Source organism: Clostridium sp. CS1-1 (genome assembly GCF_056135525.1).
This window is the reverse complement of record NZ_CM148680.1, coordinates 589006-609856: the sequence shown is the minus strand read 5'-3', so window position 1 is coordinate 609856 and position 20851 is coordinate 589006. Positions and strand designations below refer to the sequence as shown.

At 31.6% G+C, this 20851-nt stretch carries 20 protein-coding genes; 1 reads left to right on the top strand and 19 read right to left on the bottom strand.

The window, feature by feature from the left end; translation table 11 throughout:
- Positions 1-42: 42 nt before the first annotated feature.
- The 4 genes from AC0N0V_RS02685 to AC0N0V_RS02670 form a co-directional block, all read right to left on the bottom strand.
- Positions 43-1101: an aldose epimerase family protein gene (locus AC0N0V_RS02685; RefSeq protein WP_474462013.1), complete on the bottom strand. Its 1059-nt coding sequence runs from the start codon at positions 1099-1101 to the stop codon at positions 43-45.
- A gap of 181 nt (positions 1102-1282) precedes the next feature.
- Positions 1283-2395: a DUF362 domain-containing protein gene (locus AC0N0V_RS02680; protein ID WP_474462012.1), complete on the bottom strand. Its 1113-nt coding sequence runs from the start codon at positions 2393-2395 to the stop codon at positions 1283-1285.
- Between the two features lie 141 nt (positions 2396-2536).
- Positions 2537-3187, bottom strand: coding sequence for an ABC transporter ATP-binding protein (locus AC0N0V_RS02675; protein WP_474462010.1), 651 nt, complete (start codon positions 3185-3187; stop codon positions 2537-2539).
- Entirely contained in the window at positions 3184-4395 is a 1212-nt protein-coding gene (locus AC0N0V_RS02670; RefSeq protein ID WP_474462009.1) for an ABC transporter permease, read from the bottom strand. Before AC0N0V_RS02670 ends, AC0N0V_RS02675 begins: the two co-directional genes overlap by 4 nt.
- A gap of 165 nt (positions 4396-4560) precedes the next feature.
- Here AC0N0V_RS02670 and AC0N0V_RS02665 point away from each other — a divergent pair, with 165 nt between their 5' ends.
- Positions 4561-4965: a DUF4418 family protein gene (locus AC0N0V_RS02665; RefSeq protein ID WP_474462008.1), complete on the top strand. Its 405-nt coding sequence runs from the start codon at positions 4561-4563 to the stop codon at positions 4963-4965.
- A gap of 126 nt (positions 4966-5091) precedes the next feature.
- On the opposite strand, the gene AC0N0V_RS02660 is transcribed toward AC0N0V_RS02665, so the two are convergent.
- The 15 genes from AC0N0V_RS02660 to AC0N0V_RS02590 form a co-directional block, all read right to left on the bottom strand.
- On the bottom strand, positions 5092-5781 hold the full coding sequence (locus AC0N0V_RS02660; RefSeq protein WP_474462007.1) for a TVP38/TMEM64 family protein: 690 nt from the start codon (positions 5779-5781) through the stop codon (positions 5092-5094).
- Between the two features lie 40 nt (positions 5782-5821).
- Positions 5822-6499: a TVP38/TMEM64 family protein gene (locus AC0N0V_RS02655; RefSeq protein WP_474464419.1), complete on the bottom strand. Its 678-nt coding sequence runs from the start codon at positions 6497-6499 to the stop codon at positions 5822-5824.
- 594 nt (positions 6500-7093) lie between these two features.
- Positions 7094-7906: a YdjY domain-containing protein gene (locus AC0N0V_RS02650; protein ID WP_474462006.1), complete on the bottom strand. Its 813-nt coding sequence runs from the start codon at positions 7904-7906 to the stop codon at positions 7094-7096.
- Positions 7907-8277: 371 nt separating this feature from the next.
- Complete coding sequence (locus AC0N0V_RS02645) at positions 8278-8664, bottom strand: hypothetical protein (RefSeq protein ID WP_474462005.1); 387 nt, start codon at positions 8662-8664, stop codon at positions 8278-8280.
- Positions 8665-8991: 327 nt separating this feature from the next.
- Positions 8992-10140: a heterodisulfide reductase-related iron-sulfur binding cluster gene (locus AC0N0V_RS02640; RefSeq protein WP_474462004.1), complete on the bottom strand. Its 1149-nt coding sequence runs from the start codon at positions 10138-10140 to the stop codon at positions 8992-8994.
- Positions 10141-10238: 98 nt separating this feature from the next.
- Positions 10239-11243 (bottom strand): phosphotransferase, encoded by a 1005-nt coding sequence (locus AC0N0V_RS02635; RefSeq protein WP_474462003.1) that lies wholly within the window; start codon positions 11241-11243, stop codon positions 10239-10241.
- A 115-nt stretch (positions 11244-11358) separates the two neighbouring features.
- Positions 11359-12057 (bottom strand): TIGR04282 family arsenosugar biosynthesis glycosyltransferase, encoded by a 699-nt coding sequence (locus tag AC0N0V_RS02630; RefSeq protein WP_474462001.1) that lies wholly within the window; start codon positions 12055-12057, stop codon positions 11359-11361.
- A 160-nt stretch (positions 12058-12217) separates the two neighbouring features.
- Entirely contained in the window at positions 12218-12892 is a 675-nt protein-coding gene (locus AC0N0V_RS02625) for a TIGR04283 family arsenosugar biosynthesis glycosyltransferase (RefSeq protein WP_474461999.1), read from the bottom strand.
- Positions 12893-12995: 103 nt separating this feature from the next.
- Entirely contained in the window at positions 12996-14084 is a 1089-nt protein-coding gene (locus AC0N0V_RS02620; RefSeq protein WP_474461998.1) for an ABC transporter ATP-binding protein, read from the bottom strand.
- Between the two features lie 94 nt (positions 14085-14178).
- On the bottom strand, positions 14179-14982 hold the full coding sequence (locus AC0N0V_RS02615) for an ABC transporter permease (RefSeq protein ID WP_474461997.1): 804 nt from the start codon (positions 14980-14982) through the stop codon (positions 14179-14181).
- 9 nt (positions 14983-14991) lie between these two features.
- A complete protein-coding gene (locus AC0N0V_RS02610) occupies positions 14992-15852 on the bottom strand; it encodes an ABC transporter permease (protein WP_474461996.1) in 861 nt (286 codons plus the stop codon).
- A gap of 143 nt (positions 15853-15995) precedes the next feature.
- On the bottom strand, positions 15996-17231 hold the full coding sequence (locus AC0N0V_RS02605) for an ABC transporter substrate-binding protein (protein WP_474461995.1): 1236 nt from the start codon (positions 17229-17231) through the stop codon (positions 15996-15998).
- A gap of 369 nt (positions 17232-17600) precedes the next feature.
- Positions 17601-18473 (bottom strand): nucleoside hydrolase, encoded by an 873-nt coding sequence (locus AC0N0V_RS02600; protein WP_474461994.1) that lies wholly within the window; start codon positions 18471-18473, stop codon positions 17601-17603.
- 290 nt (positions 18474-18763) lie between these two features.
- Positions 18764-19312, bottom strand: coding sequence for a BMC domain-containing protein (locus tag AC0N0V_RS02595; protein WP_474461993.1), 549 nt, complete (start codon positions 19310-19312; stop codon positions 18764-18766).
- Between the two features lie 13 nt (positions 19313-19325).
- On the bottom strand, positions 19326-20654 hold the full coding sequence (locus AC0N0V_RS02590; protein WP_474461991.1) for a 4Fe-4S dicluster domain-containing protein: 1329 nt from the start codon (positions 20652-20654) through the stop codon (positions 19326-19328).
- Between the last annotated feature and the right edge of the window lie 197 nt (positions 20655-20851).

The window sequence follows — 20851 nt, the reverse complement described above, 5'->3', positions numbered from 1 at the left end:
AGCTTTTATATTAATCCATTTTAATATATTTAGAAAAATTATTTACCTAGTAGAAAACCTATAAATAGTAGTATGCCTATACTCCTCTCCCACTCTAAGTATTGGAGAAGTAAAGTTTTTGTGTTTCATAGAATTAGGGAAATACTGCGTTTCAAGACATAACCCACTTCTCTTTTTATATACAGTACCACCTTTGCCAATATCTGAACCATCTAAAAAATTTCCAGTATAAAACTGTATCCCAGGTTTAGTTGTATAAACTTCCATAGCTCTTCCACTTTCTTCTTCAAATACTTCTGCCGCTTTCTCAAAACTCTTCCCGCTTACATTAATTATCCAGTTATGATCAAAACCATTCGCAAAGATTATTTGTTCATAATCACTATAAATATTATCTCTTATTGCTGTTAACTTTGTAAAATCCATAGGTGTTCCAGCTACATACTTTATTTCTCCTGTTGGAATAAAATGTTTATCATTTACAGTAAATCTATCAGCATTTAACATGACTAAATGATTTAATATGTCACCAGAATTATGTCCAGCTAAATTAAAGTAAGAATGATTTGTAAGATTTATTACCGTATCTTTATCTGATACTGCAAAATAGTCGATTTTAATACTATTATCATTTGTAAGGCTATATCTAACCTTTACCTGAAGATTACCTGGATAGCCTTCCTCACTATCTTTACTTAGATATGATAACTCTAGATATTCTATTTCATCTTGAATTACTATTTCAGCCTTCCAAACTTTCTTATCAAAGCCTGTCAGGCCACCATGCAGGTGATTTTCTCCGTCATTTTTAGCCAACTTATACTCTATACCATTAAGTACAAAATTGGCATTTTCAATTCTATTTGCGAATCTTCCTATAAGTGCTCCAAAATAGAGCCCTTTCTTAAAATAACTCTCTAACTTATCGTACCCTAATACCACGTCATCTACTTTTCCTCGTTTATCAGGTACTGAAAGAGAAACAATTATTCCTCCGTAATTTGTTATCTCTGCTTCCATGCCCCTAGAATTTTTAAAAGTAAAAATATCTACCTTTGTTCCACTAGGTGTAGTTCCATAATATCGCTTTGTAATACTCATATATTCCCCCCTACGAGATTTACACAATTTAAACCATGCTATTACCTTAAATGTGTTTAACACTATATTGATTGCCTGTCCCTAATAATACTAATATATTCAAAAAAAGAGCCCTCGCAAAAAGACTCTTCTTTGTAATTACAAAATTAGGATATCAATATTAAGAACCTTCTTAAAACATTTACTTTACTACAACTAGTTCATACTCTTCAGTACCGATTCCTATTTGTTCAGCATGTTTTAGACCAGTTTCCCAGTTTGTATTTACGTGTATATGATTAAACTTATCATTACCATCATGATAATGTGTATCTTCAAGTACTGATCCGCTTATAATTGGAGCTTTATTTACTAAATCCACACAAGCTTTATCAAGTGCAACTGGATCAAAGGATGCAGCCATTCCTAAATCAGGCACAATAGCAATATCATTTGAGTTCCAACAATCACAGTTAGGAGAAACATTCATAATAAAACTAATATGGAAATTAGGTTTATCTTTTATAACTGCATACGTATATTCAGCAATTTTCTCATTTGCTGTATCTGCAGACTCATTCCAAATAACCTGTGCAGCATTAAATTGACATATGGCAACACATTGTCCACATCCTACGCACTTATCATAATCTATGTCTGCTTTTTTGTCTGCATCTAAGCTTATTGCATTTTGGGAACAAGCTTTTATACATTGTCCACAAGACACGCAATTTTTCTTCTTAATTTTAGGCTGAGAAGCTGAATGCATTTCTAGCTTTCCTCCTCTTGACCCAGAACCCATTCCTAAATTCTTTAATGCTCCACCAAAACCCGTCATTTCATGACCTTTAAAATGATTCATAGATATAATTATATCCGCATCTGCAATAGCTGTTCCAATTTTAGCAGTTTTACAGTGCTTTGAGTTAATTTCTATTTCTCTATAATCTGTTCCCTTTAAACCATCTGCGATTATAACATTACAACCTACTGATAGTGGATTAAATCCATTTTCGAAGGCAGCGTCCAAATGATCTACTGCATTTGATCTTCTACCAGTATAAAGTGTATTAGAGTCTGTTAAAAAGGGAATTCCACCTAATTCCTTGATTACCTTTACTATCTTTGCAGCATAATTTGGTCTAATATAAGCTAAGTTTCCTGGTTCTCCAAAGTGAATTTTTATTGCTACAAACTTATTTTTGAAATCTATAGATCCTATACCAGCTGCTTTGACTAATCTTTCAAGCTTGTCTAGTAAATTTAGACCTGGTTTCGTTTTTAAATCTGTAAAATATACTTTTGATTTATCCATTTATTTGCCCCCCAAACATATATAGACATAACAATTTAATTTTACTCTTATAAAAAATCATTTTCAAGTATTTTCTATTTGTTCCCATTTGGAATTGTAAAAATAAGAACCTCAGATAGTTATAGAAATCCCTCTGTTTTTCTAACTTATTACACCAGACTTCATACACAATACCCTATTTGCATATTTTCTACATTGTTCATCGTGACTTACCATAACAATCGCTGTACCTGTATTACTTAATTCCTTTAGATTATTTAAAACCCTCTCCGACCATTTCTCATCTAAATCATTAGTAGGTTCATCAAGGAATATAATCTCAGGATTTTTAATTATAGCCATTAATATCATGGCTCTTCGCCTTTGACCTCCACTTAATGTATTTGGTAGCCTGTCCTTTAATCTCTCAAGTCCAAATTCGCACAGAAGAGTTTCTATATCTAACTCACTAGAGTTTATTCGCTTCATTAAAGAAAGGTTCTCGTATATAGTAAGAGCTTCCACCAGCTGTGTTTCTTGAAATACAAATCCCATATTCTTTCTTCTATATTCGTTTAAAATCCTTTCATTAGATAAGTCTATAAGCTCTCCGTTATAATATACTTCTCCTTCATCTGGACTTAGCATCAATCCCATTATATACAAAAGAGTTGATTTTCCAGCGCCTGACTCTCCATTAATTAAAATGAATTCACCTGCATTTATATTTATAGACACATCCTTTGCTGCAAAAATATCTTCCATATCTTTATATTTTTTTACTATATTTTTTATCTCCATTAATGAACTCATCTCACACCTCCAGAACTAAATGCATCCTTTGGTTCATTTTTATTAATTTTAGCAATAGGTATAATAGAAACCACAACCCCTATTATAATAGATATTCCTATTCCCACAAAGCCAGGTATTATCCTATCTAGGATCGTAAATGAACCTTGAGGCATCAATACTATTTCATTTACCATATTGTGCATTGTACCACTCAATAAAATACCTGCTATACTCCCTATTATTCCACCAAACACTATAATTAACATAACCTCTATCATATACATTTTTGTGAGTTCTGATTTGGTAAATCCCATGGCTCTTAGATAGCCTATTTCTTTTTCTCTTTGCTGAGACATAACGTTAAATATTCCGAATAAAGATATTATTGTAATTAAAAGTGTAGCGCCGCCAAATATAGCAAGTATTTTAGATACTTTTCCAATACTTGCTTTAAGCTCTTTCTTGTCAGCATCTAGCGATATCACCCGTGCATCTATCTTTGACTTTTTAATCTCCATTACAACATCGTCAACATTTTTGCCATCCTTCACTTTAATCATTACAGCTGAGATAAGTTCTTTAGGCTTTTGCTTAAGAAAATAATCCCCTGCATCTTTATCAAAAAACATATTAGATAGTCTAATCGTCTCATTCATGTTCATTATAATCGTATTGTCTAGCGTAGTTCCAGTAGGCATTAAATTTCCTGCAAGCTTAAATTCCTGTCCCATAATATCTATAGTTTTCTCTGCATCCGGCATTACTTTATATCCTAAAATAACTTCTTTGTCTTTGAGCTCCTTTATGTTGTTTTTATCTAACCAAGGCTTTACAAGAAAGTCTGAATCATAGTCTATTCCAAGTATTCTATAGGATTCTCCAAATGTACAACATCCGTATTCAGTTAGCGTTCTTAGAAAAAACTGAGCAGTATATTCTTCAATATTATCCTTTGGTATCTCATTGAGAACTTTTTTATCCATAAAGCCCATCACTGGAGAACCTGTATACATTAACTCCTTTGCATCTCCTTTTGCATTATTAGGCAAAATTACAATGTCAGCCCCCATTCTGTTAGCGCTTATTTCAACAGCTTTGTTAGAAGAAAAGTATAGAGAAAATATTATTACAAAAACACAAATGGTTATTGCAGAAAGTAGGCTTATTAGTATAGCCTTATTTCTCCTCCTCAAAACGTTATAAAAACCTAGCTTATTTATATTCAATATCGCACCTCCTAAAATTCAGTCTATCATTCTTTATAACTACGTTTAATTTATATTCTATAAATAATTTTTATTTATCTTAAAAAGTGTATTAATATTATTTATAACTATTGCATTATCTATCATGTTATAATCTATTTGAACCTAAAGATAAGGAGCCATAAAATGAAAAAATACATCAATATTTTTAACGCTTTTTTAGGGGCATTATTGTTAATTTCTGTTAAATTTATAAGCCCAGTCTGTGCCGGCAGTGTTGTGCTTCAAAGTGGCCAAAAAATGCCTATGAGATGTCACTACACAAGTATAGCTGCTATGGTAATTGCAATTGCAATTATAGTACTAGCATTAGAGTTGTATTACAGAAAGACTTATCTTCCAATCGCTTTCATTATAATCGGTATATTACTTTTCTTAGTACCTATGAATACACCACTTAGTATTGGTGTTTGCATGAAGCCAATGGATTGTCATCAGACAGCAGCATGGATAAAGGGAATAAGCGTACTACTTATAATCAGTGGATGTGCAACCTTCTTTTTAAAAGATAAAGACACTAAAATTGTATAAATAAAAAAATAGCACAGATTGAAAAAACTGTGCTATTTTTTTGTTAGTCCATCCCAATATATACATTCTCAGATAGTCCTTACAATTTTATCCTTACCTTTTATATTATAATGTTGTTTAGCCAATTCAAAAGGATTGGCTACCTTTATCATTCTTCATTATATTTTCTTTCTTTTTAGACACCATCTTCCCTAACAGTATTGATCCTAAAGTAAGTAGTATCACTAGTACTATAGACATTATAAACTCTGGCGAGTGTATATCTAATATCTTATCCCCTACATTTAGGAATATTACTGTCCCTGGCAAAATCCCTATAATTGTGGCAATAGTATATTTGCTAAAAGGGATATTAGTGAGTCCAGATGCATAGTTAATTACATTGTAGGGCATTGCTGGTATTAGCCTACATATAAATACAATTAGAAAGCTTTCTCTTCCTTCTGCTCTCATAAACTTATCCCACCATTTTTTTGGCATCTTCTCTTTAAGATACTCATTTACCATATCTCTTGCCAATACCTTAGCCAACCAAAACATCAATGAACTATTAAGCGCTGCACCAATCAAAGTGTATAGCGTGCCTGTCCAAAGGCCAAACGAAAGACCTCCTGCCAATGCCAATATTGGAACTGGAAAGAAAAATATTGGCAGTATAACCCACACGAGAATATATGCAATCGGTGCTAGTGTGCCAAATCCAGTTATCCAATCACGAATGGATTGTGCAGTAATATTGGATAAAAACGTCTTATAGATTAGAAAAAAGGCTATTACTAATACAATAATAAGAACCTGTTTTACTCTTTTTGACATATATTCCATGTCCTTTCTTAAAATAGAAACCTGATGTATATTACATCAGGTCTCTTTTTTGTTGTTCATTTATTTCTTCTTTTTTGTTACCTTTACGCTTATCATTATATACTTTCTTTGCAATACCTATTACTATTGATAAAGCAAATAGTGTTAATAATCCAACAAATAATTTCTGAGCCCCACCTGTAAGTGTTCCTCCAACGTATGAATACACGATTGTAGCTGGTAATTGCCCTAAACCTGTTGCTATGAAGAATGCCCAAAACCTCATATTAGTAAGACCTGCAGCATAACTTACAAAGTCAAAGGAAACAAAGGGTAAAAGTCTACAGATTAGTATTGCAAACTTTCCGTATCTTTCGAAGAAAACATCTATACTTTCCATTGCACCTTTGCTGGTAAGCTTTTCAACAGCATCTCTACCAAGTACTCTCGCTATAAAGAAGCATAGTGCAGCTCCTGCCATAGCAGATGACCAAGATAGTATTGCTCCTTGCCACCATCCAAATATAGCTGCATTTGAAAGGGTAATTAAGAAAGCTGGAATTGGTGCAGCAATTGATTGAAGAACCATAAGAGTAAATGACACTACGATAGCTAATTTACCATATGATCTCAAATACTCAATTACTACTGCTGTATCTAGCCTAGATATTGTACTAAAGGCTTTATTTAAGCCATTATAAAGAGAAGGAATGGTAAAGTAGCAAACCATAAAAATTGCTATGGAAGCAATTGCAATGATTCTCCCTATTCTTCTATTTTTCTTAATTTCTGCAATTTGCTCTTCATCTAGCTGTTCTCTCAAGTCTTTTAACTTTAATTCTTTTTCTTTTAAAGCTTTTCTTTCTTCCTTAGTGTATTCCTTCTGATATTTGTTAACAGTAAGGATAATATATAAATTTATTAGATTCACTATTATTGCAAATACAATGAAAACAGGCTGTATCTGTGACACAGGATTTGTAAGTAATAGTGTTTCTTTCGTAATATAAAGGAATTGTTGTAGTCTTCCTGTCAATAAAGCTATCAGTATAGCTGCCAATTCAATGATATAAAATGAATGCTTCCAATCTAGTCTTTTCTTAGCAATACCGACCATAAGTCCAAAGCCTGTAAAAATATACATTACTAACCCTAGCCCTATCATCATTTCATATGCTACGCTAAAGAACAGTAACATATTTATAAGAAAGCCTAGTGCTATACCTGTAGTAGTATAGTAAAACAGCAATCTCAGTTTTCTCATCAATTAACCTCCTAAATTATTCTGTATAACCCCCCTATAAATCTAAAACTTAAAACTAAATTATTTTGCAATTGAATATACTGTAGCTACATAAGTTCCGTCTTTTGGAAGTATGTCTTGATTTCCAGTAAATTTAACTTCTTTAGTTTTTTCTACTGCACCATAACTATAAGCAGTGTTAGATATTATACCAACTGGGCAACTGTCAAGACAAGATAGACATCCAGTATTCTTAGCTTTAGCTCTGTCTAAATTCCCTCCGAATTTGAAGGCGATTTTGTTTCCATTGCTATCTTTAATAACTTCATTAACATCATATTCCTTGCCGGCACCATTCCAGGTAACCTTCATATTAAGTGCTGTACCTTCAACTTTAGTAGTTGTAGCGTTATCAGGAGTCATATTATTTCCTGGCTTAGCTCCTATCTCTACAAGTGCATTATAGAATGCAGTTGGATCTGCATAAGCAGTAAATACAGACTTAGCTCCATTACTTCCATCCTTAAATACTGAAGCGTGACGAGTTGCCTCTGTAAAATACTTACCATTTACTTGACTAAGTACAGTTACAGTCCCAGCTTCTTTATCAACTTTTATAGGATTTTTTAGTGATACGCCAGCTACTTCATCAGGTGCTTTTGCTTTCTCTTCCTGTTTTTGAGAGCTAGTTGAGTCTCCTCCAGTGTTTTTAGAGCTACATCCAACAAATCCCATCATACTCACACATAATACTGCTGCAATAATTGCTTTTTTCTTAAAGTTCATTACCCATTCCTCCCTATTAAAATATAATATTGATCCCTTGCTGAATTCTGCAAGCGTTGATTTGCCTAACCTTTTAGCCGTTAGATTTTTATATTTTCCAATCCCCATAAGTTGTCCCACTTCATTTTAAGGTAAATTTAGTTTACTTTCAAATAGGAAAAATCTATAGATATTTGTCGAACTATAACAAAAACTTATCGTTCCCATTTTCATCCTAAACTGTATATTACAACCTAAAATTGATTAAAATAACAAGTGAACTGAATAAAGAAAGTAAAAAGAACATATATGTCTAAATTAACTTACACTATATGTTCTTTAATTCATTTATTATTAGCTCTATTTTTTCATGTTTCATCATATCCTATATATGTTTAACTTTATTCTTTATACCTTTCTTATCATTCCATACTTTTTTAGCAATACAACTACTGCAAATAACATTAGAAAGTCCATTGCAAAAGTCTTCACTGTATCTGTTAATTTTCAAAAAAACATAGAATAAGTCCGACTATTAATAGAAGAAGTAATACTATGTTTATAGTATCAAAACTTATATTAGTTACCTTCATAGCTTCCCCTACAATAGATGCAGGAACTACCTGTACTCTTTCTATTCCTAAAACTACTAATGATATAATAGAACATATTAAAAGATTTATAATAGTACCGTTTATGTTTAACTCCAAAAAGTTTATTTTTCCTTTTTTTCTTAGTAATACTCCAATAGCTACAGATAAAATCATAACTATTGGAATTAAAATACCTTCATTAGTCCTTATGTCAAGCCATGCACCCTGAAATGCTAAAACAGAAATCAGTAATCCCCATATGAAGCTATTATATAACAATCTAAATACTTTCATATTGCCTCCCCCTAAATAATACTAAATTAACTAATAACATGTTCATAATCTTTACTAAAAAAGCTTTGCTTAATTAATAAAATAACAACTATATTACACGTATCCTTAAACACAGAAAGTACGTATTTATTCTTCCGTACTTCTAATAATATTACTTTGCTAATCTAAATATTACAGTTAACTTTGTTCTGTCTTTTGGAAGCACATCCCTTTTTCCATAAAAACTAACATTTTTTAAATCGCTTAGTTACATAATCATGTAATTAAGTGATTTTCATCTTTTATAAACATTGAATTTACTAATATTTCCTATACCTGAAAAGGAAATTATTTTGTGCTTTTACCTTTCAAAACTTGTTTGGACTTATATCTTGTTGTCCAATTTTGTATAAAGCTTTTATTTAATGCTGGTGTCTCTGAAGTGATATTATAAGTATTATTAAACATCAAGTCTAATATATGAAAAGCCTTCTTCCCACCAATAGCCATCGCTTCTCTACAGCTTGCACAATATGTTATTATATAATCTTCTTCTAATTTTTCTGCACTTCTTTTTATCACCTTTTGGGAAAGTTCCGGATTTGCAGGTACAACCATACCACCAAAGCCACAGCACCTAGTATTTTCCCTAGAATATTCTGTTTCTTTAACTTTATACCCTAATTCATTTATAATCCATCTTGCCCCTTCATGTATATCAGAATTATTCCTTGTAGGGCAGGCATCATGTATTCCAAATATAATATCACTATTAATACCCTTGTTTTTCATTTCATCTAATAGACCTATTTCAGGAATAACAGTCCATAATGACCTTACCTTTTGCTTTGGACTAAACTTGGACATTGTAATGTAACAATTTTCGCAAGCAGTTATAACTTCTTCCACGCCAAGCTTATCAATCTCTGCTTGAAGTTCTGAATATCTTTCATGAAACTTTTGCTCTTGTCCAAGTGACAACGTTGGCTTACCGCAACATTTTAATATAGCTCCAGTCCCTGGCAATTTCTCCTGCAAGTACTCTAATGTTTTTCCTACAAGATTTGGACTATATGAGGCAAGACTGCATCCTGGTATAAATACTCTTTTCGTATATCCGGCCTTTGTATCTGGTACTGTTGTATTAAATATTTGTGAAAAGCTGAAAGTCTGATGAAATTCTATACTTTTATGACCTCTCATTGGAGACTTGCCATTATTATTTTTTATATGTTCTCTTCTCATGTTGACAAATAGCCCTTCAATACTTAACCCCTTTGGGCACACCTTCGTACAAGTTCCACAGGTATTACATGAGAATGGTATATTAGAATCAGTATTTATTTGCCCTGGGTCTGTATTAAAGAACTTTTTAGGCTCAATTTTAAAGTTACTAAGCATTTCGCATTCTCTAACACATTGTCTACAACTAGTGCAACTATTTGAAAACTCCTGAGCCTTATCATTTAATTCCTTTGAGTAAGTAAATCGCTCCATAGCCCCTCCAAATTTAAAATATTTTTATATAAATTGTTTTCACAAAACGTGAGAGAATATTAAAGTAAGTGCCCTTCAATAAGCTGATAGTTTATTTACTAAAAATAGTTCTTTAATAAATTTCTCATAAAATCAAAATTCAAATATTGATTTATTTTTTTGTATGTATCCATATTTTTAATTTCCTTATCTTCTCTTTGGTATTCTAAGTATGCATATGCACACCAAGACAAAGCTCTTAGATAAAGATATGGAGTGTAAAGTTCTACTCTTTCTATTATACTATTGTCCTTAATATTTAATCCACTTACATAGTTTTTAAAGAAGTCTTCTTTTTCTTTATTACTTAAAACATAATCAGTCTTCCATAATGTTGTAGTTGGAGATAAAAATTGAGTTAAATCCTGACATGGATCACTTATCACAGGTTTTTCCCAATCTATAAGATAAGACTTTTCCCTTCCTATAATAAAATTATGAGAATTTACTTCCGTATTGTTAATAACATGCCACTTATTCTCTAAGAAATACTTTTCTGAACTCTTATTCCTTTCAGCCCAGTCAATAAATGAATAAAAATAATCTTTAAGCTGTAAAGATACTTTTGACGAAATAAAAAACTCTGATAAAAGCCTCCTTGATTCATTTATTCGCGCCGAAAATATATTTTCTTCTATGATAAAGTTTTTCAAGTTGTTTCCTGATGTATCTATAGAATGTATCTTCGAGAATATTTCCGCTGCAGAACTCAAATCTTTATTATATTCTAAAGGTTTACCTTCAAGAAACTCCATTACTAAAACACCATAATCTATGTACTTTTTAGTATCATCTACATAATAAACCTTTGGTGTTACCTCACTTACCTCTAATTGCTTTAAAGCTTCATACTCATATATAATTTGATTTTCTAAGTTTAGTTGGCTTCCAGTATTTACTCTAAAAACATATTTCTTATTAGATCCTTCGATAGTAAAGTTAATATTATATTCTCCCTGTGCCAAGAAGTTTATCTCAAAATTATCTCCTAGGTTTAATTCTCTATTTAATTTATTATATTTTATATAATCATCAATTTTATTAACAAATAAATCTTTTAACATAAATTACACTTCCTAATTTAATGATTAATTTTTCTGGTCTACAAGTCTATCACTAAATAAACTTGCTAAGTAAAAAACTTCAAATCACTTTCACAGAATTTTTAGAATCAATTTACTACCTAATATAAGCTTGAAGATCATTAGTAACTAGTTTTTGTATGAATTTCACTGTATTAATAGGTAATAACTTTTCTTTAAATTCTCCTTTATTTATTTTCTTAATTAAATCTTCAATATCTTCTTTTTCATCTATATCATTAAGTTTTGTTGTAAGTCCTACAATAAGCCCTAACTCATTTGCTATCGAAACAGTGGATTCAAATACAGACTTGTTTCCCCATTTCAAATTATTACCAAAAATTTTTTTGCATTCTTTCTTCATGCCAACTAGATAATAACCACCATCGTTAGTAGGTCCAAAACAAATATCATTATTATCTAACACTTTATAAGCATTCTTAACATCTTCCGGCTGAAGGGAGGGTACATCTGAACCAATTAATACAACCTTTGAATAACCTTTATCTAAAAGCTTTACTATTGCATTATTCATCCTATCTCCTAAATTATCTCCCTCTTGAGGAAAAGCTTCAGTATATCTTGGCAGTATGTCCTTAATTAAATGTAGAGAATTTTCTGGAGTATAAGTTACATATATATCGACTGTTTCACTAAGTTCACTAAACATATTAAATAAATCTAAAAGGAAGCATATATGTATTTCTGCACACTCTTCTCCTGTAAGCATTTTCATTAATCGAGTTTTAGTCTTACCTGCAATTGGAATTCTGGTCATAAGTATTAGCGCATTCATAGCTTTACCTCCTCCCCCTAATAAATTTCTAGTCATTATGTTTCTATATTTAAATGTATACTTATTTTTTACGAATTACTTTGACTATCTACTAGCCTAATAATCTAAAAGTTAAATACTGTGCATTTTTTAGTATCAAGCACATTTTCTTAAGTTTGTTCTATCTTATATCTCTATAAATCCTGCATAGCTTATCCGTTGGAGTTCCTAATAGATATAACAACTTAATTTTATGCATAAGAAGATGCGTTCTTAATTGGCCACCAGTCTTAAATCTTCTAGCAGAAGTCTTTATTGGGATGTTTATAAGCTTAAGCTTGCCAACCTTCTTCATTGCAAGAGAAAACTCCCAGTCTTCCATTATCTCTTGTTTAGGATATCCCTTAAGTCTTTCAAATACATCTCTTCTAACAAAAATCCCTTGATCCCCAAAATACAGACCAAAATACTTGGCTCTTATGTTTGAAGTTGTTGAAATATACTTCATAAATAAAGTATCATAGTCGTAAAACTTCAGTGAAAATCCTCCACCAATATGCCCTTCATCTATAGCCAATTGAATTTCATTAATAGAATTCTCTGCGACAATTGAATCTGAGTGAATAAACCATAATATATCTCCGTTAGCTTCTTCTGCACCTTTATTCATCTGATTCGCTCTGCCTCTTTCACATGAAATCACTTTAGAAAATCTAGTTGCAATCTTTTTTGTGTTATCATTGCTGCCTCCATCTACTATAATGATTTCCTTATTCCCCTTCAATTTATTAAATTGAGTTAGAATTCTTTCAATATTTTTTTCTTCATTTAAAACAGGAATTATTATCGATACCATATTCTCACCATCAATAAAAAATTTCTTACTAAAATTAATAAAAAGTCTAATTTAAAAATACAAAAATGTTTTAATATCTTTAAATTATAAATTAGATAAGTTATTAGTAACTAGTTTCGGGATAAAAGATACCTTTTGAAAAATCTATACTTAATCTTACCTTATCATCCACATTGAGTTTTACCTGTTGATTAGATGTTACTTTTAATTCCTTATCTCCAACATTTACTACATAATGGACCTTATCACCCAAGTACTTTTTCTTCCTTATAATACCACTTAGTTTATAGTTATCTTCATTATCTAAATGTACCTCTTGCAACATAATATCCTCATTATTATGGCTCTTAGCTTTAGATAAGATCTTTATATCTTCTGGCTTTATCATGAGTTTTCCATTTCCCTGAAAAGAATAATTTAATTGAAACCTTCCGACTTCAGAATCAAATATACTATTGTTTAAAAGACCTTTTATATAATTTTTTTCTCCCAAAAAATCTGCAACTAATGGATTGATAGGTTTTTCATAAATATTTTCTGGCCTATCAAACTGAGCTATTGATCCATTTACCATTACTGCGATTCTATCTGACATCATTAAGGCTTCCTCTTTATCATGAGTAACTAAAATAGTAGTTATTTTAAGTTTCTTTTGTATATCTAAAACTAATTCTCTCATTACATCTCTTAATCTAATATCCAAATTTGAAAAAGGCTCATCTAGTAAAAGAATCTTAGGTTCAATAGCAAGTGCTCTTCCTAATGCAACTCTTTGTTTTTGACCTCCTGATAACTCTTTAGGATATCTTTTTTCTAATCCTTGCAACTCCAATAAATCTATTATTTCTTTAACCTTCTCTTCTATAATAGACTTTTCAATTCCAGCCATTTTTAATCCAAATCCAATATTATTCCCTATTGTAAGATGAGGAAATAATAGATGATCCTGAAAAACAATTACTGTCTTTCGTTTTTCTGCAGGCACCTTTAAAATTGACATTCCATCTAGGATTACATCTCCGTCATCTGGTTCCATAAGCCCTGCAATAATTTTTAATGTAGTACTTTTTCCGCAACCGGAGGGACCAAGTAGTGATATTATTTCTCCATCCTCCATAGAAAAGCTTATATTATTTAATATTTTTACACCATTAAAATTCTTATTTATATTTTTTAGTTGTATCTTAGTCATATATTCACTCCTAAATATAGTTCAAATTTGTTATCTAGATATATCAACCTTATTCTACTTTCTATATTATCTTAACATCTATACATTAACATATCTAAATGTAAAAATGATTTTCTATGGAATAATAAGCTTTAACCTTTTTCTCTATCACAGCTAAAAGTATTAAAGTAGAAACTATAAATATCACACTATAACAAGCTGCTATCATTCTATCTCCACTTTGAATAAATGGAAACATAACCATTGAAAGTGTTACAATATTTCCTCCGCCTACTATAAAGGTTAAAAAATACTGGCTAAAAGATACTATAAATATTAAGCCCGCTGCAGATATTAAGCCAGTCGATATTAAAGGTAATGTTACATAAAAAAAGGTTTGTATTTTATTTGCTCCTAAAGTCCTTGCTTGAAACTCCATAGATTCCCCTATAATCTCAAACACATTAGTAAGTATCCTTATACCATAAGGTAAGCATGGTATTAAATGTACTAACACTACTCCTAGGAAAGTATTAGCAAGTCCAATTTTTATGAAAAACACCTGAATACCAATTCCCACAGCTACTGGTGAAATAATAAGAGGCAGAAGCACAAGTAATTTAAAAAAGCCTTTTCCTTTAAATTCATATAATCCTAAGGCCCGGGCAGCTGGCACACTTATAATTAAAGTAACTATAGTAACCACAAAAGATAGACAAATGCTATATAAGAGTACTTTAAATGAATTATTAGTTCCGGTTAAAAAATGAGCTAATCCCCTTAAACTATACTCAATTGGTAAAACATAAGGCCAAGGCCATCTTTTGCTAAAACACCATAAAAGCAAAACAACCAGTGGAAGTATAATTAGAAAAACAGCTAAGTATATAATGATATTAAAAACAAGGTTTTTTTTCATAAATTTCATCTACACATCCCTACATACTAAACTAAGAGTTTTATCATAAATCCATACTATTATTATAGACATAAGTGCCAGCACAATATTTATTGCCATAGCATATGGCCTGTTAAAAATATCTGGATTTGAATACTCTATAAAAGCTTTTACCGGCAAAGTTTTAGGAGTAGTCGGCCCAAGCAGGTATGGAACTTCAAATGCACCAAATGAAAATGCAAATATAATAATAAATGAAGATACAATTGAAGGCCATGATAATGGAAGTATCACATGCCAGAAAAACTGCCTCCTATTAGCACCTAAATTCACGGCCACTTCCTCAAGACTTGTATTTATATTGCTTATAAACGTGTATACTACTATAGCTACAAAAGGTATTTCCTTCCAAAGATAAGATATTATTATTCCGACCCCATAACTATCAAAAATTAAACTTGGAAAATAAGACTGTTCTTTTAATGCACCAAGCTGATATAGTATTCTTGGAAGTAACCCGCTTTGAGACAAAATATTAAACATCAAAAAAGCAGCGACCATATGAGGTACTATTATAGGAAGTAAATACAGTAATCTATCTATGCTTTTTTTATGTTTATTAATAAGCATAGAGTAGGCTAGTGCTACACCAACTATCACTGCAATTATTGATGAAAATAATGAAATCTTTAAACTAAATCTTAAAGATTCTAAGAAACCCTTATCAGTAATTATAGAAACATAGTACTTAAGGGTAATCTCTTTAAGCCCTATAATAGGCATATAGCCTAAACTTTGTGATAAAGCAATCACTATACCGGATGTTAGTATTCCTAATAAAACAATTGCAGCAGGAAGGAGTAATATATATGGTTTAATTTCTCTTTTCACTATCTACCCTCTCCTTTTAATATTTATTAAGAAAATAAAAATCAGATAGGCTTAGACCCCACCTGATTTTTAATTGAACGAATCCATCCACTTAGCGGTAGTTTAGCCATCGAACAAGATTACTTCCTATATATAATTTACTCTTATTTATCTCCAGGAATTTGCTCTGACCAAATTTTTTCTATAATTGGTACTAATTGTGATGGTACTTCAGGAACTCTATGATTTAATAACTTTTCCTGAGGTATTACTCCCTCGCCAAGTTTAATTTCTTCAAATTTCTTCTTTTCATCTGCTGAAAGTTTACTGTTATCTAAAACCGGTAAATCTCCCCAGCCTTCTGGATTATATTTTGTTGCCTGTGCTTCAACAGTAATTATTGCATTTATAACCGCCATCGCTCCTGCTTTATTAGGAGAATTAAATGGTATTGCTAGAAAATGAGTATTTCCTACAGTTCCCTTATCAAAAATAAAGCTTTTTGTTCCCTTTGGATACTCACCATTTTTCACCTTACCAGGGATTGAATTTGGATTGTAAGACATAGTCATTAATACCTGATTATCTGCGTACATGTTATCTAGTTGAGCTATGGTAGCTGGATAAGTCTTTCCATTATTCCATAGATAAGGCTTTAGCTGCTTTAAATAGTCCATCGCTGGTTGAATTACTTTCTCTACTGATTCTTTATCCGGCTTAGCACTAGCTATTTTATCATATCCAACAGTCTCATATATAACATTTCTTACGAAAGCACTTGCAGTAAAATCAGGAGGTGCAGGATATGTAAACTTACCTGGATTTTCTTTTACAAACTGTAATAATCCCTCTGCACTCGAAGGTGTTTTTGACACCTTATCTCCATTATACACCATTACGAATTGTGCTTTTCCATAAGGTACTTCGTATCCATCTACTGAATACCCAAAATCAGACTTTACTTCTACTGAATCTTTGTTCATGTATTTATTAAAGTTTGGGAGTTTTTCTGCAAAAGGTCCGTAAAGTATTTCTGCTTGCTTTGCAGTATAAAAGTTTTCACCATTGATCCACACAACATCTATAGTCCCATTTTTACTATTAGCTTGCTTATCAGCAAGTAGCTTGTTTAATATGTCTTCAATATTCATAGGAACTCTTTTAAGTGTTATATCATATTGATTCTTCAACGTTGTAGTTAAATATCCATCAATCCATTTATTCGTTGTTTCACTTCCGCCCCAACCATAAAAATTAACTGTTGAGCCTTTAGCATCCTTTAATATGGTATCCCAGTCTTTATTCATTATATTATCCGTTGTAGTCTTATTCTTCGCACTACATCCAAAGGCACTTAAAGATAGCATGAAAACTATGAATAAGGCTAATATCTTTTTCATTCTTTTATCCCCCTATTACTATACATCGATTTTTGTAAAAACCTATATTATTATATCATATTACAAATAAATAGCGTCCAACTATAAGTATTACTTATAGTTGGACGCTTCATTATAAATTATTATTATAAATATTTAAATATACTCTAATTATAAACTTGTACTTTCAAATTCTACTTATAGACACCATATATGAGATAGATTTCCTAGTCATAACCCTATATAATCGATTTATCCGATGACTACCCGTTCTAATACTCCCCCTTCTCCAAGGTGGAGTATTAGAACGGCTACGTCCCTGGATAACGACTTCTAAGCTTCAGATGGAGTTAAAACTCCACCTAAAGCCAAGAATTCTGTTTATACTTGTTATCTTAATCTCTGCCAGGCTTCAAATATAGTGTTATTAAATTTTTCTCTATTTTTTATCTTAACTGGAATGTTTATTTTTGCTGAACTATCATTAGTTTTATCAATTTTAAGGCACCCTTTCCTTAAGTCTTGTTCACTAGAAATTACATATTCATGCTTATCCTCAAACAGTTCTGGATTTGTAACATAAACTGCTGATACAATATCCCAGTTATAGAACCCCCAAACCCCAAAGTTTTTCTCCACAAAATCATACCATGGTTCTATATTTTTAGTTATGTATTCATATATTAGATTGCCTTTTTCTAGGCTTAGCCTAGCTAGCTCTTCTCCTCCAAAAAAAGCCTGAAGACATGTGTGTCCTGTTAGTATAGTTAAATCACAACTAGAGTTTAATACTTTATATGTAGCTAAAGGGTCACAAGAAAAATTCAGTTCATCTAAATTTACTCCGTTTATTATAAGAGGCTTTGTTATTCCTCCCATAAGTACAATGCTTTTTAGATTATTAAAAAAGTTGTTATCTAACTCATATGCACCATATAAATTAGTAAGTGATCCTGTTGCTAGTAAAGTAATTTCTCCAAGATTCTCAGCTGCTTCATTTACTAAAAATTCTGCCGCATCACTTTTTCTATACTCCACCGATTCAGCACCTTTTAGCAAAGGTATATTTTTTATATTTAATACGTCAAACATGTTTTTCGTATTTTCAAATACCTCATCGAGAGTACTATTACCATAAGTTGTTGTTACTCCTTTTAGCTCAACATCATCTCTTCCAAGAAGATATAAAAGTGCTAGTCCGTCATCCACATCTTTACCTGGCACTCCCATAGTATTATCACAATCAAATATTACTTTTTTCATATAACAATACTCCCCTTAACAAATATTAACGATTCAGGAATTTGGAGTTCCTGCTCGCTTTTTCCATTGTAACACAAAGAAGACACTAAGTATGAACTTAATGCCTTTTTGCCACTTACCTGACAGCGTGGAATCAGAAGCTTCACCCATGAGTTCTCTCTATCACATCCCAGCATTTACTAGACGGATTTGCCTTTCTAATGTTCCTAGATTCTTACACACAAACCTCCTTCGTCATTCTATTTGCAATAACACAAATTTGTGTATTGAAATATCAATCAATTGTCCATCTATATTAAATACTGCAACAATTCTTTACTAGGAGCTGATATTACAGCTTTATTTACAAGCATTCCACTTTCAAGTGCAGTATTCGCTCCTACAGTAACGGCATTATTAACTGAACTCACATCACCAGTAAGAGTTACAAAGGCTTTGCCTCCAATTCCTACTCCTAATCTGACTTCTATTAAATCTATATTTGCTGATTTTACAGCAGCATCAGCAGCGACAATGGCAGATGCAATACTGAAAAATTCTAATACTCCTATATCTCGGAGCTTTTCAACATTACTAGATGCATTAATTGCAGGAATTACCTGTGGATGAACATTAGGTAGAAGTAGGCTATTCACTACATACTGCTGACCAGAAGCCACTCCATGATTAATCGATGCTTGTACAGCACCTACATTCCCTGTAACTAAAATGATATATTTACCAGGACATACCGTTTTAGCTAAAAGTAAATTTACTTCCGCAGACTTAATCATTGCATCTGCAACCTCAATTCCTTTTGCTATACTATTTAATTCTATTAACCCTATACTCCTTATCATTTTATCACCTCCACTAGACGCTTTTTATCGCTATGCTATCATTTATTTCATAAATTACACCACTAATGCTTGAATGGACATTTGATCCCATTTTTCCTTCTTCTACTAAGCCTATAAGTTGTCCCCTTTCTACAGTATCACCAACATTAACAACTGGATTTCCTCCAACACCGATTCCTTGTCTTAAAGGAATTCTTACTTCAATTGGATTTACTTCCTGCCCCTCTTCCAATCTTTGTTTCCTATATCTGTCTAATTGCAGCCTTGCTATTAATCTACCTGTAGGTATCTTTCTATACTCCCTTAATATATCTGCAGTGAAAGTATTTTTTGTATTTTCCCACTTAATTCCCTGTTCTCTTAACTTCCCTTTTAAATATACATTTATCCTCTTAGGTGATAGTTTCATTTGGCAGGCATACATTTCACAAACACCACATTCACAGCATACTATTGCCTGTTTTAGTACTTCAGTATCTGACTCACCTAAAGAAATACTTCTCATAATTTTATGTGGATTTATAGGATGTCCAATTAAGTTTCTAGGACACATGTCAGTACAAAACCGACATTGCACGCAAGCTGATTTTGCTTGATTTTTCATATGCTCAATAGTTGTTTTTTCTCTTTCAGCTAAATAATGCTCTTCAGGTATCACAATAATCGCACCATCAGTTTTGGTAATAACCCTACTTTCTATCTGCTTCTTTGAGATTTGCTTTCCCATCATAGGACCACCCATTATTATGACGTAATCTTCAATTCTTACTCCACCACACTCTTCTAAAATATCTTTAACATTTGTGCCAATAGGTGTCTTAATTATTGAAGGTTTAGCTACTTCTCCAATAACTGTAACAAACTTATAAGTAACTGGCTTATCTTCAAGAGCCTCGAATATATTAAGTATAGTACCTGCGTTTGATACCACTGCACCAACATTTAATGGAATTCCTCCTGGTGGTATTGTTCTTCCTGTAACCTCATAAACTAAAATTTGTTCATCTCCTGCTGGATAGAAAACTCTACTTAAGTGAAGCTTTACTCTAGAATTAAACTTATCTATAGAACTCTTTAATGCTTTTATTTCTTCATGATATTCTTCTTTCAAGCCTATTATTATATGCTTTGCTTCAATAACTTTTCCTATTTCTTCTATTGCTTGTATTATTTCATCACTCTTGTTTCTCATTATATATTTGTCTGATTGGAGTAACGGCTCACACTCTAGTCCATTTATTATAAAATACTCAACCTTGCAATTTAACTTAATATGAGTAGGAAATCCTGCTCCACCTGCACCTATGATACCTGCTTCCCTAATTTTTTCAAGTAAATTCACAATAACACATCCTTCTTACTTAAACTATTTTAAAAGAATTAGAACACTCTTACGTAATCTACGATGAAATACAAATATATTGTTTAATTATGGTTTTTATTTTATATCATTTTCATAAAATAATTTTGTCATATTAATTCAATAAGTATGTTGGATATACAAAAGCATGTAGTTAACTTTAATTTTTACTACATGCT

Excerpts from the sequence above, each read along its gene's own strand:
- AC0N0V_RS02685 (WP_474462013.1), bottom strand. The coding sequence starts at position 1,101 with ATGAGTATTACAAAGCGATATTATGGAACTACACCTAGTGGAACAAAG.
- AC0N0V_RS02680 (WP_474462012.1), bottom strand. The coding sequence starts at position 2,395 with ATGGATAAATCAAAAGTATATTTTACAGATTTAAAAACGAAACCAGGT.
- AC0N0V_RS02675 (WP_474462010.1), bottom strand. The coding sequence starts at position 3,187 with ATGAGTTCATTAATGGAGATAAAAAATATAGTAAAAAAATATAAAGAT.
- AC0N0V_RS02665 (WP_474462008.1), top strand. The coding sequence starts at position 4,561 with ATGAAAAAATACATCAATATTTTTAACGCTTTTTTAGGGGCATTATTG.
- AC0N0V_RS02660 (WP_474462007.1), bottom strand. The coding sequence starts at position 5,781 with ATGTCAAAAAGAGTAAAACAGGTTCTTATTATTGTATTAGTAATAGCC.
- AC0N0V_RS02655 (WP_474464419.1), bottom strand. The coding sequence starts at position 6,499 with ATGGTTTGCTACTTTACCATTCCTTCTCTTTATAATGGCTTAAATAAA.
- AC0N0V_RS02650 (WP_474462006.1), bottom strand. The coding sequence starts at position 7,906 with ATGGGGATTGGAAAATATAAAAATCTAACGGCTAAAAGGTTAGGCAAA.
- AC0N0V_RS02645 (WP_474462005.1), bottom strand. The coding sequence starts at position 8,664 with ATGAAAGTATTTAGATTGTTATATAATAGCTTCATATGGGGATTACTG.
- AC0N0V_RS02640 (WP_474462004.1), bottom strand. The coding sequence starts at position 10,140 with ATGGAGCGATTTACTTACTCAAAGGAATTAAATGATAAGGCTCAGGAG.
- AC0N0V_RS02635 (WP_474462003.1), bottom strand. The coding sequence starts at position 11,243 with ATGTTAAAAGATTTATTTGTTAATAAAATTGATGATTATATAAAATAT.
- AC0N0V_RS02630 (WP_474462001.1), bottom strand. The coding sequence starts at position 12,057 with ATGAATGCGCTAATACTTATGACCAGAATTCCAATTGCAGGTAAGACT.
- AC0N0V_RS02625 (WP_474461999.1), bottom strand. The coding sequence starts at position 12,892 with ATGGTATCGATAATAATTCCTGTTTTAAATGAAGAAAAAAATATTGAA.
- AC0N0V_RS02620 (WP_474461998.1), bottom strand. The coding sequence starts at position 14,084 with ATGACTAAGATACAACTAAAAAATATAAATAAGAATTTTAATGGTGTA.
- AC0N0V_RS02615 (WP_474461997.1), bottom strand. The coding sequence starts at position 14,982 with ATGAAAAAAAACCTTGTTTTTAATATCATTATATACTTAGCTGTTTTT.
- AC0N0V_RS02605 (WP_474461995.1), bottom strand. The coding sequence starts at position 17,231 with ATGAAAAAGATATTAGCCTTATTCATAGTTTTCATGCTATCTTTAAGT.
- AC0N0V_RS02600 (WP_474461994.1), bottom strand. The coding sequence starts at position 18,473 with ATGAAAAAAGTAATATTTGATTGTGATAATACTATGGGAGTGCCAGGT.
- AC0N0V_RS02595 (WP_474461993.1), bottom strand. The coding sequence starts at position 19,312 with ATGATAAGGAGTATAGGGTTAATAGAATTAAATAGTATAGCAAAAGGA.